At 68.1% G+C, this 14,190-nt stretch carries 10 protein-coding genes and 1 tRNA gene; 2 read left to right on the top strand and 9 right to left on the bottom strand.

The genetic code is table 11. The annotated features are described in order from the left end of the window. Positions 1 to 4: 4 nt before the first annotated feature. Positions 5 to 2,485 (bottom strand): sugar phosphate nucleotidyltransferase, encoded by a 2,481-nt coding sequence (locus VHC63_02945; protein ID HVV35534.1) that lies wholly within the window; start codon positions 2,483 to 2,485, stop codon positions 5 to 7. Further along, a complete protein-coding gene (locus VHC63_02950; protein ID HVV35535.1) occupies positions 2,482 to 3,084 on the bottom strand; it encodes a CDP-alcohol phosphatidyltransferase family protein in 603 nt (200 codons plus the stop codon). The genes VHC63_02945 and VHC63_02950 overlap by 4 nt, the downstream gene beginning before the upstream one ends. 83 nt (positions 3,085 to 3,167) lie before the next feature. Between VHC63_02950 and VHC63_02955 the strand changes: the two genes are divergently transcribed. Continuing rightward, on the top strand, positions 3,168 to 4,007 hold the full coding sequence (locus tag VHC63_02955) for a hypothetical protein (protein ID HVV35536.1): 840 nt from the start codon (positions 3,168 to 3,170) through the stop codon (positions 4,005 to 4,007). A gap of 42 nt (positions 4,008 to 4,049) precedes the next feature. Further along, positions 4,050 to 4,829, top strand: coding sequence for a L,D-transpeptidase (locus tag VHC63_02960; protein HVV35537.1), 780 nt, complete (start codon positions 4,050 to 4,052; stop codon positions 4,827 to 4,829). 377 nt (positions 4,830 to 5,206) lie between these two features. On the opposite strand, the gene VHC63_02965 is transcribed toward VHC63_02960, so the two are convergent. The 7 genes from VHC63_02965 to VHC63_02995 all read right to left on the bottom strand — a co-directional run bounded on the left by VHC63_02965 (position 5,207) and on the right by VHC63_02995 (position 14,176). Continuing rightward, positions 5,207 to 6,412, bottom strand: coding sequence for a serine hydrolase domain-containing protein (locus VHC63_02965; protein ID HVV35538.1), 1,206 nt, complete (start codon positions 6,410 to 6,412; stop codon positions 5,207 to 5,209). Positions 6,413 to 6,442: 30 nt separating this feature from the next. Next, a tRNA-Pro gene (locus VHC63_02970) sits at positions 6,443 to 6,520 on the bottom strand. Positions 6,521 to 6,596: 76 nt separating this feature from the next. Continuing rightward, positions 6,597 to 8,819, bottom strand: coding sequence for an ATP-binding protein (locus tag VHC63_02975; protein ID HVV35539.1), 2,223 nt, complete (start codon positions 8,817 to 8,819; stop codon positions 6,597 to 6,599). Positions 8,820 to 9,063: 244 nt separating this feature from the next. Further along, positions 9,064 to 9,954 carry a hydroxymethylglutaryl-CoA lyase gene (locus VHC63_02980; GenBank protein ID HVV35540.1) on the bottom strand — a complete coding sequence of 297 codons (891 nt, stop codon included), beginning with the start codon at positions 9,952 to 9,954 and terminating at the stop codon, positions 9,064 to 9,066. Between the two features lie 28 nt (positions 9,955 to 9,982). Then, complete coding sequence (locus VHC63_02985) at positions 9,983 to 11,506, bottom strand: acyl-CoA carboxylase subunit beta (protein HVV35541.1); 1,524 nt, start codon at positions 11,504 to 11,506, stop codon at positions 9,983 to 9,985. Between the two features lie 7 nt (positions 11,507 to 11,513). Further along, complete coding sequence (gene der / locus VHC63_02990; GenBank protein ID HVV35542.1) at positions 11,514 to 12,821, bottom strand: ribosome biogenesis GTPase Der; 1,308 nt, start codon at positions 12,819 to 12,821, stop codon at positions 11,514 to 11,516. Then, complete coding sequence (locus tag VHC63_02995) at positions 12,818 to 14,176, bottom strand: DUF512 domain-containing protein (GenBank protein ID HVV35543.1); 1,359 nt, start codon at positions 14,174 to 14,176, stop codon at positions 12,818 to 12,820. Before VHC63_02995 ends, der begins: the two co-directional genes overlap by 4 nt. Positions 14,177 to 14,190: the final 14 nt, after the last annotated feature.

A 14,190-nucleotide genomic window follows, 5' to 3' on the forward strand; every position in this document is an offset into this window, starting at 1 on the left:
AAAGTTAGCGAAGCAACTGACGAATGCGACGCGCGTACTCCTGGGCGCGGGCGACAGCCTCGGATTCGCGCGGGGCTTCGGCCATTACGAGGGTGGCGGGTTCCTCAGGATCGGGCAGGACCAGCACCCACCCGTCGTCGAGCAAGACCTTGACGCCGTCGATCAGATCGAGCGAGCGATCGGCGTTGCGCTCGACCATTTCGCGCATGACTGCGCCCTTGCGCTCCCACGGCGTGACCACCGTCTCCTCGGCGATGGCGGGCGTTCCCGTCGAGGCGCGCAACGTCGAGAGCGACTCGCCCACACGCACGACATGGTCCATGACGTGCAGGAGCGCGGCGACGCCGTCGAAGGCCGGCAGGAAGTTCGGGAAGGCCACGCCACCACGGCGGTCGGCGGCGATCGTCGCCCCATCGGTGTGGGCCGTCTCCAGCAGACTGGCGTTGGAACGCTTGGTCCACACGACCTCGACGCCCCCTTTGGCCGCGATCGTCGCCGCCTCGGCCGGCGAATCGACGGGGACCGCGATCGGCCCTCCGCCGCGCTCGGCGGCCATCGTCACGAAGGCCAACTGGGTCTGCTCTCCCGACAGCACGTGGCCGAGGTCGTCGACGAGAACGATGCGCTCACCGTCGGGTGACAGCACGGCCCCCAGGTCGGCGCCCGACGACCGCACGAGGTTGGCGACGTTGGCCGCGTGTGCCGTGGCGTCGAAGGTCGCCGCCGCCGAGGTGCGGGTGTAGGGATTGACGACGAGCACGTCGCCGCCCACCTTGGCCAGCACGCTGGGCAGCACGAGGCTGGTGGCGCCGTACGCCAGGTCGAGCACGATCTTGAGCTGGCGCTGGGCAATCGCCCCCCAGTCGACCTTGTCGATGAGCGCGGCGGTGTAGTGCTCGATGGCGCGGGGGGCGAAGCCGATGTCGCCGATCTCACCGGCCACGACACGCCGGAAGTCCTCGCGGTGATAGAGCCGCTCGATCTTGCGTTGATCGGCCTCGGCCAGGTCGATGCCCTCGCTGTCGTAGAAGCGCATCGTCACCTTCTCCGGATCGTCCGGCGCCAGCCGCACGGTGATCGACCCGGCGTGGCGGTGGTTGCGGGCGTGGAACCGCGTCAGCGGCGCGGTGGCCAGCTCGAGGTCGTCGACGTTGAGGCCGGCCGCGTTCAGCCCGACCATCACGGCGCGTTTGAGCACGCGGGCGGCGCGACTTGAATCGCGCGACGTGGTCACCCACGCCCCCTTCTTGAAGCCGGTCGCGAAGGCCATCGCCACCCGCAGGGCCAGCTCGGGTGACAGGTCGACGTTGGCCAGACCGGTGACGCCTTCGCGCCCGAACAGCCCGCGCGCGCCCCGCGACTCCCACACCAGGGACGCGTTGACGACGGCGCCCGGCTCGACCGTCTTGAACGGATACACCTTCACGCCCTGGTTGATGACGGCGTGCTCGCCGACGAAGCACTCGTCGCCGAGCACGACGTCTTCTTCGCAGCGGGCGCCGTAGCGCAGGTCGCCGCGGCGACCCACGATCGTGCCGCGCAGGCGCACGGCGCGGCCGAGGTGACTGTTGTCGTGCACGACGGAACGCTCGATGTAGCAGTCGGGGCCGACGCGGACGTTGTCGCCGAGCACCGTGTAGGGCGCGAGGTGCGCCCCGGCTTCGACGCGGCAGTCGTGGCCGATGATGCAAGGCCCGTCGATGCGCGCCGCGGGGTGCACGTCGGCGCCCTCGCCCACCCAGATGCGGTCGGCCATCTCGAAGCCCGGCAGCTGGATGGCGACCTTGCTGTCGAGGGCGTCGCGGTGGGCGCTGATGTAGGACTCCAGGGTGCCGACGTCCTCCCAGTAGCCGTCGACCACGGCGCCGTAGAGCGGCTTGCCTTCCTCGAGCAGCTTCGGGAACACGTCGGAGGAGAAGTCGACCTGGCCCTCGCCGATGTAGTCGAAGATCGACGGTTCCAGGACGTAGATGCCGGTGTTGATCGTGTCCGAGAACACCTCGCCCCACGTCGGCTTCTCGAGGAACCGCTCGATGCGACCTTCGCCATCGGTGATGACGATGCCGAAGTCGACCGGGTTCTCCATCGCCTTGAGGGCAATCGTGGCCATCGCGCCGCGCCGGTCGTGCTCGGCCACCACCGCGCCGAGATCGATGTCGGTCAGGACGTCGCCCGAGATGACCAGAAAGCGCTCGTCGAGTTCGGCCCGGGCGTTGCGCACCGAGCCGGCCGTCCCCATCGGGGAGTCTTCGGTGGCGTAGCGGATGCGCACGCCGAACTCGGAGCCGTCACCGAAGTACGTCCGGATGTTCTGGGCCAAGAACGCGACGGTGACGACGATGTCGTCGAAGCCGTGCTCGCGCAACAGCCCGACGATGTGTTCCATCATCGGCACGTTCGCAATGGGCAACATCGGCTTGGGCGTCGACAGCGTCAGCGGACGAAGCCGGGTGCCTTCGCCGCCCGCCATGATCACCGCCTTCATGCGGAAACCTCCTGGGCGTCGCGCGCGGCGCGCCCCTCTTGGATCGCCCGACGGGCGTCCGGGATGTACAGAACAGCTGCGATGTACCCGAAGATGAGGCCGGGAATCGCCGCGATCCACGCGCAGAGGCGCGCCTGATCCTCCCAGCTCACGTGAGCCCGCACGCCGAGAAACAGCGGGAAGGCGACGAGGAGCCCGAACGTGCCCGCCTTGCCGAACCACCGCACGTCCATGCGCCGGGCCCCCGCCGCGGCGATCGCCAGCGCGGCGATGGCGATGGCGACCTCGCGGAACACGGCGAGGCCGATGAGCCAGTAAGGAGCGGCGTGGTCGATGGCGATACAGCCGATGCCCACGATGAGCACGGCGCGGTCGGCGGTCGGATCGAGCACTTTTCCCAGCTCGGACACTTGCCCGAAATGCCGCGCGATGTACCCGTCGACCCAATCGGTCGCCCCCAGGGCAGCCAGCAGGTAGGCGGCGTAGGCGCGCTCATGGCGGCCGAACAGCAGGTAGACGAACAGCGGAACGCACAGCAATCGGACAAGTGAGATCACATTGGGCACGGTGAGGATCGCCGAGCTGCCGTGTTCTTCCACAGACCAGACGTTAGGGCTCAAGAACCCCGCGAGAAGTGACGTTCTTACGCGTTGGAGAGAAAAGAAAGCTGGGCCACCAAGGCATGACCACCGCCGACCAACCCGACGACCCGATTAGCGCAGCGTCCTTCGGACTGCGGGCGCTCGGTGTCGCGCCTCAGCGGCGGGTCGAAACGCTCGGCCTGCTCTCCGCCCTGATCGACCTCGCCGACGAGCACGGCGCCGTCGCGCTCGACAACGACCTCATGGCGACCGAGGATCGGCTGGGCATCGATGCGTGCCTCGAGGGCTATGAGTGGCTCGAACGCATCGACGTCATCCGCCGCACGTATTCGGGCTGGGAGATCCAGAACTTCGCCCGTCACCACGGCCCCGCGGGAATGACCGAGGCGGCCATGGACGTCCTGGCGCGTCACCTGCGGCCGAGCGAGGCCGAAGCGCCGACCGCCGACGTACCGCTCGCCTCGGTGACGCCGCTGGTGCCGCGGGCCGCGGTTCCGGCTGAACCCGTCGCCGCCGTGGTGGCGCTGCCGTCGTGGCGCCGCCGGATCCCTGTCGTCGCCGCCAGCGTGGCCGCCGGCGTCGCCGTGATCGCGGGCGCGACGCAGTTCGTGCCGCAAGCCGCCGTCACTGGACGCAACGTCGCGGCCAACCGGGCCGAGGGCGTGGCCGCCACTGCTCCCCCGCCGTCTTCGGTGGCGGCACCGTCGCAGATTGCGGGCGGGGTGGCGACGACTTCCGTCACCCCGAGCACGGCGGCCGCGGCGAGCAACGCGCCCGCAGAAGCCACCACGACGACGTCGACCACGCTGCTGCCCAACCTGCCCTGCCTCGGCGACGTCATCCGCGACCTCGGGTCTCGCGCGGGCCTCCATTCCACCCGATCCACACAGGACGGCGGCGGCCTGCTGCCCTGCCCGTAGCGCGACTCGGTTTTCGCGGCGCGGACCAATACCATTTCGGTGGTGACAGGGCGCCGGGGAATCGCAGCTGTACTGGGCCTTGTGCTCGTCGGCGCGCTCGGCGCCGCGTGCAAGGGGCCGAGCCACGAAGAGGCGTTCGTGCCCGAACCACCGACCACCACTGCGGCGCCCGCCCCTGCCGCGGCGCAGGTTCCCGTCATCCCGGGCTTACCCCCGCAGACGAAGATCGCGATCGCCGCCTTGGCCACGGGCCCGTCGGTCCACGTGTTCAGCGCTCCCAGCGCGGCGACGCCGGTGCAGACCCTGGCGAATCCGACCGCCGAGGGCGTCACGTTGGCGATGCTCGCCGTCGACCAGCAGGGCAGCGACTGGTACTACGTCCGGTTGCCCGAGCGTCCGAACGGGTCGATGGGCTGGATCCGCGCCAGTGAAGTCCAACTCACGCCCGTCGACAATCGCGTCGTCGTCAGCGTTGGCACACGCATGCTGCGCGTGCTCGACCACAACGACCAGGTGCTGTACGAGACGAATGTCGCCGTCGGCAAGCCGCGCACGCCCACCCCGCTCGGCCGCTTCTACATCGACATCTGGATGCCGAACCCGGGTAGCCCGTACGGCGCCTATCTCCTCAGCATCGCCGGCTTCTCCGACGCCCTAAAGACGTTCGAGGGCGGCCGGGGCCAGGTGGCGATGCACGGTTGGTCCAACACCGCGGTCATGGGCACGGCGGCGAGCAACGGCTGCGTGCGCATGCGCAACGGCGACATCACCCGAGTCGCCGGCTTGGCGCCCGTCGGGACGCCCGTCGAGATAATCGCCTAGAGGATCCCGCACCGCGTGGCGCCGCCCGGCCTCGGGGCCGCCAACGGTTTCGAGCACCGTTAACGGGGTCCACGGCCGCGTGTTGGGCGTTCGCGACACCGGTAATGGTGCTCCAAAGTCGGGCGCGGGTCAGCTCTCCTTGTTCCACGACAGGATGTCGCCGGGTTGGCACTCGAGGGCGGCGCACAACGACTCAAGTGCCGAGAAGCGATCGGGAACCCCACGAGCGTTGCCGCCCGAATGCGAAGTCGGCGCACGAGGCCACCAAGCGTGACAAGCAGGCGTGTGCCGGCGTCATGTTTCGGAATGCGCACCTTCACACGTGGCCTCATATCGACAACCGATAAGGACGCCACTTATCGTTCGTCAATAAACCACTAGAGGATCGCCGGGTAGACGAGCGACTTCAGCTGGCCGCGGAAGTTGAACGTGCCCGAAGGCATCATCTGGGTCATGAACACGACCACGAGTTCCTCCGCGGGGTCGACCCAGAAGATCGTCGAGGCCGCGCCGCCCCAGTAGAAGTCACCGGCGGAGCCGATGCTCGCCGTCGCCACCGGACCGAGGCCGACCGCCATGGTGAGGCCGAAGCCGACGCCCTCGAAGCCCGTCTCGCCGTAGCTGCCGTCGACGTGGAAGCTCTGCAGATCGCCACCGCCGGGGATGTGGTTCTGCGTCATTAGCTCGACGGTCTTACGGCCGAGGATGCGCACGCCGTCGAGCTCGCCGCCGTTGCACAGCATCTGGGCGAAGCGCAGGTAGTCAGCGCTCGTGCCGAGCAGGCCGCCGCCACCGGATAGGAAGCTCGGCGTCGACGTGTTCACCGCCGCGAACTGCCCATCGAGTTGACGCAGCTCCTTCTTGCCCGTGCGGATGTAGTTGGCCGCCAGCCGGTCGCGCTTGTCGACCGGAACGTAGAAGTCGGTGTCGACCATGCCCAGGGGCTCGAAGATCTCCTGCTTGAGGAACTCGTCGAAGCGCAGGCCCGACATGCACTCGACGAGCCGGCCACAGATGTCGGTCGACAGGCCGTAAAGCCACTTCGTGCCGGGCTGGAACTCGAGGGGAAACCGCGCCAGCTGTTCGGTGAGGCCCTCGAGCGTCCCCTTGTCACCGCCGCGCAACGCCGTCATCGCCGGCAGGAACTTGTCCATCGTGAGCTCGCCGTCGATGCCCCAACCGAGGCCGGTGGTGTGCATCAGGCAGTCCTTGACCGACATCGGGCGCACCTGGTCGACGAGGCCGTCGGGCGTCTTGACCTTGAGGTTCTTCCACTCCGGGATCCAGCGATGCACGGGGTCGCCCAGTTGGAAGTGGCCCTGCTCGTAGAGCTTCATCAACGCCACGCCGGCGATCGGCTTGGTCATGGAGAAGAGCCGGTAGATGGTGTCGTCGGCCGTCGGCTTGGCCGCCTCGCGGTCCATCTCACCGAACGACTCGAAGTACCCGACGACGCCCTGGCGCGCCACCGTCACCTGACAACCGGTGATCTTCCCCGGCTCGATGTAGCGCGCCTGCAAGTGCTCACCGATGCGCGCCAACTGCTTGGCGTCCAGCCCCGCGCCGTCCGGATCAACTTTCATAACCGGTTCCCCCCTCGTCACCGATGTGTTTGGTCGGGCTGAGAGGATTTGAACCTCCGGCCTCCTGACCCCCAGTCAGGCGCGCTAACCAAGCTGCGCCACAGCCCGCTATGTGAAGAGGGTCAGGCTACAGCGTGGTGGCGGCTGCGTCGCGTTCGAGAGCGTCGCGCACCGCGGCGCGATGTTACGCGGAAACGGCCGGCTCGATATCGGCGGCGTGCGCGAGCACGCGTGTGATCTCGCCGTGGAGGGAGTCGAGGTTCATCGGTTTGACGACGTAGCCGTCCATCCCGACCGCCGCGCAGCGCTGGCGGTCCTCCTCGAGTGCCGAGGCGGTCATCGCGACGATGGGAATGGTGCGACCGCGACGACGCAGTTCGGTCGTCGCCTCCCAACCGTCCATCACCGGCATCTGCACGTCCATGAGGACGATGTCAAAGACGCCGGCGTCGATGGCGCGCAGCGCCGCGACCCCGTCGCCGGCCACCGAGACGTCGTACCCGAGCTTGCGCAGCATCTGCACGGCCACCTTCTGGTTGACCAGGTTGTCGTCGACCACGAGGACGCGCAGCCCACACACATCGTCGACCACGGCGGGGGTGGGCTCGTCGGCGACCGCCTCGACAGCGCTGTCCTCGGCGAAGCCGCGCGCGACAGGAAGGGGCAGTTCGAACCAGAAGGTGCTGCCTTCGCCGAACACGCTGTCGACGCCGATCCTTCCGCCCATGAACTCCGCGAGCTGTTTGCAGATGGCAAGGCCCAGGCCCGTACCGCCGAAGCGCCGGGTCGTCGAACCGTCGGCTTGAACAAAGGGCTCGAACAGGTGGGCGCGGCCTTCTTCGGTGATGCCGATGCCGGAATCGGTGACGGCGAAGCGCACGACGTCGCCGGGTTGCTTGGTCGCGGTGACAGTGATGCGACCGCGCGTCGTGAACTTCACGGCGTTGTCGATCAAGTTCGACAGAATCTGGCGCACGCGCGTCGGGTCGCCGATCAGCTCGTCGGGCAGGTCTTGGTCGACCGTCGCCACCAACGGCACGTTCTTGCGGCCGGCGATACCAACCCACGGGCTGACCGCACCGCGCAGGACCTCGCGCACGCTGAACTCGGCGCGCTCGGTGCTCATCATTCCGGCTTCGAGCTTCGAGAAGTCGAGCAGTTCGTTGAGGATCGCCATCAGCGACTTCGCCGAATCGCTCATCGTCACGAGGCAGTCACGCACGTCGGTGGTGACCTCGGCGTCTTCGAGCAAGCTGAGCATCCCGAGCACGCCGTTCATCGGTGTGCGGATCTCGTGGCTCATGTTCGCCAGGAATTCGGATTTGAGCTGCGACGCCCGCTGGGCCTGCTTCAGGGCGTCGGCGAGATCGGACTCGAGTTCGCGCCGCTCGTGCATCGTGGTGTTGAAGGCGCGCGCGACGGCGGCAACCTCCGCCGGCCCCTCCGGCACGGCGTTGACAATGTGATCCTCAGCCGACGCCACGATCACGTCCTTGAGCGTCTTGATCGGGCGGGCGATACGCCGCTGCATGAGGAAGCCGAGGACGATCACGAGCAGCACGACGGCGGCGCCAACGATGAGGTTGTTGCGCAGCTCGGCGCGCGGCTCCGCCATGGCCACGCTCTTCGGGATGGCGGCGAGAACCCACGTGCCGGTGCCGTCCATGTGCACTTCTTGGTAGATGCGCTCGACGCCGTCGACGTCTTTGCGGGCGGTGGCGTCACCGAGAGGCAAGCGCAGCCACGACTTCGCCGAAACGATGCCCGGTTTGTGGGGCGAGTTGGCCGACGCGGCGACGATCATGGAGCGGGCCTTGTCGAGCTCGAACACCGAGATCCCGTGGCTCATGTTTGCCGGCACCGGCAGCGACCGCGCCGAACTGTCCCACAGCACGACGAGCGCGCCACCGTCGGTCGAACCCGGCGGGATCGGCATGGCGTAGAGCGTCGTCGGGTGCGACGTCTTCGGATCCAACAGCGTGTCGGTCACGACGGTGGTCGACTGTGCCCGGGTGCGGGCGACCCAGTCACCGGCCGGCAACGCGTAGGAGTCACCGAGCGAGCACACGAGGTGGCCGGCGGGGTCGAGCACGAACACGCCGGCTTGCGATGCGAAGCCAGCGAAACCTGACATCGTCGCGGCGCAGCGCTGTGGATTGAACGACGCGATCGAGGCGTCGCCGGCAACACCGTTGAGCGACTGCGCCGTCTGCGGGATCGATGATTCCTCGCTATCGGCGGTGTACTGCGCGGCGACGCGCAACTCGGCAACCGCCTTGACGCGCTCGCGCCGGAAACTCGTGGTCGTAGTGGTGACCAGTACGAGCCCGAGGGCCAGGATTGCCACACTGAATCCGACGGCGATGTAGCCGCCGACCGTCAATCGTCTCGGTTCGCCCACGCTCACGTGCGCACATCGGCAGGGCAGCCCAATTTTCCTAGGGACTTTGGTCCCTAAACTCAATTATCTGAGGTGATGGACCAACCACTCCACGCCCTGAACCGCCCGAAAGCCCAAATACAGCGTGGCGGCGACGATCAAAAGCTTGAAGTGCCACGGCGCGGCGGGCGCTTGCCCGATGACTCGTCCGCATGTCGGGCATTCGCCGCCTTTGCCCAGTGAGGGCGGATTGAAGAATCGGGCGCATTCGTCACACCAGGGCATTACGCGGTCCCGCGCGGGCGATGTTGCTCGCCACCGGGTGGCCGATGGCCGCCGCCAGCGTCTCGTCGACGGCAAGGAGCGCGGCGAGCTCCACACCGCTGCGGATGCCGAGGTCGTCGAGCAGGTGGACGAAGTCTTCGGTCGCCAGGTTGCCGGCGGCGCCGGCGGCAAAGGGCGAACCACCCAAGCCACCGACCGACGTGTCGAAGCGCGCCACCCCGCGTTCGAGGGCCGCGTAGGCGTTGACCAGCGCGGTCCCACGCGTCTCGTGCAAGTGGAGTCCGACGTCGGTGCCCACCTCGTCGAGCACGTCGTCAATGCGGCGCGGCGTGGCCATACCCGTGGTGTCGGCGAGGGTGACAGCGGTCGCGCCCGTATCCCAGGCGCGGCGCACGATGTCGGCCACCGCCTCGGGTGCGATGTCGCCTTCGTACGGCGAACCGAACGCGCAGCTGATGACGACGTCGACGGATACCCGTTCGTCGACGAAGTCGCTGATCGCGGTCGCGGCGTCCAACGACTCGTCGATCGTCCGCTTCGTGTTCTTCTGGCTGTAGATCTCCGACGCCGACATGATCACCGTCAATCCGTCGATGCCGGCGTCGAACGCCGCCTGCGCGCCGCGCAGGTTGGGCACAAGGCCGATGTAGGCGACGCCGTCGACCCGCGTGATCTTGGCCATCACCTCAGCCGCGCCCGCCATCGCCGGCACCGCTTTCTCCGAGACGAACGACACCGCTTCGATGGTGCGCAGGCCCGTCGTGCTCAATGCGTCGATGAGAGCGACGCGCGTCTCGATCGAGACGGGCGATTCGGCCTGTAACCCGTCACGCGGACCGACTTCGCGGATCGCCACCTCCCGCGGAAACGTGCTCACCGCATCCTCGATCCGCTCGCACGCTCGCTCATACCGGCGGCACGCCGTGATGGCGATCGGAGAAGTGACGGTCGCGGCCGCGGGCATTGGCGAAACGGGCAATGAGCTCGGACCGCAGGTTCTCGGGCTCGATCACCGCGTCCATCACCAGTTCGCTGGCGAGGCGCAACAAGTCGACGTCTTCCACGTACTCCGCGCGGCGCGCCGCGATGAACGCCTCGCGCTCGGCGGCGTCGTCGATTTCGGCGATCTTGTTGGCGTACACGGCGTTGACCGCCGCCTCGGGGCCCATTACGGCGATGTTGGCCGTGGGCAGGGCAAGCACCGCCTCAGGGTTGAACGCCGGGCCGGCCATGGCGTACAGGCCGGCGCCGTACGCCTTGCGGAGGATGACGCAGATCTTCGGCACCGTGGCTTCGGACACGGCGGTAATCATCTTGGCGCCATGGCGAATGATGCCCTGGCGTTCCACCTGCGTGCCCACCATGAAGCCGGGGATGTCGGCGAGGAACAGCAGCGGGATGTTGAACGCGTCGCAGTTCCAGATGAAGCGGGCCGCCTTGTCGGCTGAGTCGACGAAGAGCACGCCGCCCTTCACCGCCGGATTGTTGCCGACGATGCCGATGGTCTGGCCGTCAAGGCGGGCGAAGCCGATGACGAGCTCGGGGGCGAACAGCGGCTTCACCTCGAAGAAGGAGCCGGCGTCGACCAGACCGTTGATCACCGCGCGCACGTCGTAGCCGGCGCTTTCCTTGTCCGGGATCGCGTCCGCCGTGAACGGCGTTTCCGGGGCGACGGGTTCGTACACCGGCGGGTCGTCGAAGCAGTTCACCGGCAGGTAGCTGAGGTACAGGCGCGCCTGGGCGATCGCGTCGGCGTCGTCGACGGCGAGCTGGTCGCCGCAACCCGAGACCGTCGCGTGCATGCGGGCGCCGCCCATCTCCTCGAGCGTGGCCTTCTCCCCCACCACCATCTCGGCGAGCCGGGGCGAACCCAAATACATCGAGGCGTTGCCCTCGACCATGATCACGATGTCGCAGAAGGCCGGGATGTACGCACCACCGGCGGCGCTCGGACCGTGCAGGCAGCAGACCTGCGGCACTTTTCCCGACAGCTTCACCTGGTTGTAGAAGATGCGCCCGGCGCCACGGCGCCCGGGGAACAGCTCAACCTGATCGGTGATGCGCGCCCCGGCCGAGTCGACGAGCCACACCACCGGAAACGAGTGATCGAGCGCGTACTCGGTGGCGCGGATGATCTTTTCGACGGTACGCGCCCCCCAGGAACCCGCCTTGACCAACGGGTCGTTGGCGATGACGACCACGGGCCGGCCGTCGACGCGGCCGACGCCGGTGACGACGCCGTCGGCCGCCAGGTTGCCCGCAGACGCGTTGGCCAGCAGCGCGTCTTCGACGAAGGTCCCTTCGTCGAGCAACAGTGCGACGCGATCGCGCACGAACATCTTCTTGTCGCGTTCGAGCTTCTCGGCGCCACCGGTGGCGAGGTTGCTCTGCAGCGCGTCGGCCTTGGCGGCGATCGGGTCGTGTGCCACGACTAGATCATGCCCCGCGGCGCCGCACGCGCAGCTTGAGGGGTGCGGGCCCGAAGTTGAAATGCTCACGGATCTTGCGTTCGAGATAACGCAGGTACGGCGCCGGCACCGTCTTGTTCGTGAACAACGTGAAGGTCGGCGGGTCGCTGGCACCCTGCGTGGCGTAGAGGATGCGCACGCCGGGCTGCGGGTGCGCCGCCTGTGCCCCCTGGATGACGAGGTTCAACTCACGCGTCGGCACGCGGCGGTGATACGCCTCGATGGCTTCGTGCAGCGCCGGCACGAGCTTGTGCGCCCCGAGACCGGTCAGCGCGCTGATCTTCAGCGTCGGGGCGTACGTGAGGAAGTGCAGCTTGCTCTGTACTTGGCCCATCACCTCGGCGCGTTGCTCGGCGTTGAGCTGCTCCCACTTGTTGAGCACGATGACCACCGCGCAACCGGCGGCGTCGACGCGTTCGGCGAGCCGCTGGTCTTGATTGGTCACGCCCTCTTTGGCGTCGATCAAGAGGATGGCGACATCGGCGCGGTCGATCGCCGCGAGCGAACGCGTCATCGAGAAGTACTCGCTGCCCTCGTCGATGCGACTCTTGCGGCGCATCCCGGCGGTGTCGACGAGGCGCAGCGGGCCTTCGTCGGTTTCGATGACCGTGTCGATGGCGTCGCGGGTCGTGCCCGGCATGTCGTGCACGATCGAGCGCTCGTCGCCGGCGAGGCGGTTGAACAGGGTCGACTTGCCGACGTTGGGCCGCCCGACGATGGCCACCGACATCAGGCCGTCGTCGTCCTCTTCGACCAACGGCGCCGGCACGTCCTCGTAGGTCACGTCGAGGCGCGACAGAACTTCGTCGAGCATGTCGCCGCTGCCGCGCCCGTGCAGCGCGCTGATCGGCAGCGGCTCGCCGAGACCGAGGTTCATGAACTCCCAGATCTCGTTCTGGCGATTCTCACCGTCGACTTTGTTGGCGACCAGGGCGACCGGGGTGCGGTGGCGTCGGAGCCACTCGGCGACAGCTTCGTCCTCGGCGGTGATGCCGGTCGTCACGTCGACGACGAAGAGGACGAGATCGGCTTGGTCGACGGCCTTCTCCGCCTCCTTGCTGACCTTCAGATCCAGGGCGTCGCCCCGCGCCAGCCAGCCGCCGGTGTCGATGAGCGTGAACGGGATGCCGTTCCACTCGGCGTCGACGTACTTGCGGTCGCGGGTGACGCCGGGACGCTCCTCGACGATCGTCTCGCGCCGCCCGACGATCCGGTTAATGAGGGTGGACTTGCCCACGTTGGGCCGCCCGACGATGGCGATGACCGGCTGGCTCATGACGCCCGTCCCAGGGCGGCGCGCAAGGCTGCGCCGTCGGCGGCCACGACGTCGATGCTCGCCGGCAAGTCCGACAGCGCGACGCCGTCGAGGAACTTACCGTTCGACAGGCAGGCATCGGGCAAGAGGTAGCGGCGGCCGGGAGCGTCGCCGGCGATCGCTTTCGCCACGTCCGCACCGGCGATGAGGCCGGCGACGCCGATGTTGCCGCCGAAGTAGTCGTTGGGCACCACGCGCACGTCGACGTCGTCGCCGACAAGGGGCCGCAGGACGTGCTCGCCGTACGCGCCCGTGAGCACGGTGACCGGCGCGTCGCGCCGGGCGCGGAATTGCACGGCGCCGGCTTCGTGGGCGCGGGGCAGACGCGGCCCGCGGTACGCCTCGAACTCCGAGCCGTCGACGGACTGGAAGAAGCCAGTGGTCGTCAGCGGCGCTACCCGCCCATGCCACTCCTCGGCGAAGCGCGCCGCCATCCCGATGCCGTTCTCGTGCTGCGAGAAGTCGTCGTAGTCGTCCGCCGTCGGGAACGGTCGGCCGGCGAGCACGTAGTACTCGTCCGCCGCGTACACGACGCGGCGGCCCGTCGCCGCGAGAAAGTCGCGCTGCGCGTCGGCGACGGCGTCCACGACGAAGGCCGCCTCGGCGCGCGTGTGCGGTCGCAACGACGTCTCGGTGGAGAACCGGCTGATGCCAAGCGGTACCGCCGCGCACGACGCGATGTCGGGATACTCGTCGAGAAGACCGGTCAGCGTGTCCACGAACGCAGCGCCGTCGTTGACGCCTGGACACACGACGATCTGGCCGTGGACCTCGACGCCGGCGTCGAGCAAGGCGCGCAGCCAGCGCAGGCTCGTCGCGCCGCGGCGGTTGCGCAGCATGCGGGCGCGTAGCTCGGGATTGGTGGCGTGGATGCTGACATAGAGCGGCGCGAGGCCTTCGTCGATCACGCGCTCGAGGTCGGACTCGGTGAAGCGCGTCAGCGTCGTGAAGTTCCCGTACAGGAACGACAGGCGGTAGTCGTCGTCTTTCACGTAGAGGCTCGGTCGCAGGCCCTTGGGCAGTTGGTAGATGAAGCAGAACTCGCAGTGGTTGTCGCACGTGCGCACTTGATCGAACAGCGCGCTCGACACCTCGACGCCCAGCGGGACGCCGGCGTCCTTAGCCACCGTGACCGCGCGCTCGAGCCCGCCGCGGCGCAACTCGATCGTGGGATCGGCGTCGTCGGTGAGCAGGCGGTATTCGATGATGTCGCGAGGAACCTGACCGGCGATGGCGACGATCTCGTCGCCCGGCGCCAACCCGGCCCGTGCCGCTGGCGACTCGGGGTCGACAGCGACCACTACGGGCGCTGACATGGCTTCAAGGGTAC

The sequence above is a fragment of the Acidimicrobiales bacterium genome, from assembly GCA_035546775.1.
Taxonomy (GTDB): Bacteria; Actinomycetota; Acidimicrobiia; order Acidimicrobiales; family JACCXE01; genus JACCXE01.

Coding starts and splice junctions, on each gene's coding strand:
- VHC63_02955 (HVV35536.1), top strand. CDS start 3,168: ATGACCACCGCCGACCAACCCGACGACCCGATTAGCGCAGCGTCCTTC.
- VHC63_02945 (HVV35534.1), bottom strand. CDS start 2,485: ATGAAGGCGGTGATCATGGCGGGCGGCGAAGGCACCCGGCTTCGTCCG.
- der (HVV35542.1), bottom strand. CDS start 12,821: ATGAGCCAGCCGGTCATCGCCATCGTCGGGCGGCCCAACGTGGGCAAG.
- VHC63_02995 (HVV35543.1), bottom strand. CDS start 14,176: ATGTCAGCGCCCGTAGTGGTCGCTGTCGACCCCGAGTCGCCAGCGGCA.
- VHC63_02965 (HVV35538.1), bottom strand. CDS start 6,412: ATGAAAGTTGATCCGGACGGCGCGGGGCTGGACGCCAAGCAGTTGGCG.